The organism is Pseudoalteromonas sp. SIMBA_162 (genome assembly GCF_046535955.1).
Taxonomy (GTDB): domain Bacteria; phylum Pseudomonadota; class Gammaproteobacteria; order Enterobacterales; family Alteromonadaceae; genus Pseudoalteromonas; species Pseudoalteromonas marina.
This window is the reverse complement of record NZ_JAWJBQ010000994.1, coordinates 1-244: the sequence shown is the minus strand read 5'-3', so window position 1 is coordinate 244 and position 244 is coordinate 1. Positions and strand designations below refer to the sequence as shown.

The following is a 244-nucleotide window of genomic DNA, read 5'->3' as shown; positions in this document are numbered from 1 at the left end:
CCAATCAGGAAGGCGCCCAGCACCATGCTGTATTCCAGCTTCACCACCAACAGGCAGAAGCCGAAGCACAGGCCAAGCACGGTAATCAGCAGCATTTCGTTGCTTTCGAACTTGGCCACATAGGCCAGCAGCCGCGGCACCAGCAGAATGCCGATGACCAATGCAACGATCATGAACAGCGACAATTTTCCTACGGTGGAGAACACTTCCCCCGAGCTGACCGAGCCGCTGACAGCGATGCCGG

Annotated in this window: 1 protein-coding gene; it reads right to left on the bottom strand. The window is 57.4% G+C overall.

Features of this window, described 5'->3' with window-relative positions; translation table 11 throughout:
• A partial coding sequence (locus R0J88_RS22695; RefSeq protein ID WP_410901277.1) for a hypothetical protein occupies positions 1 to 244 on the bottom strand: 244 nt, incomplete at both ends.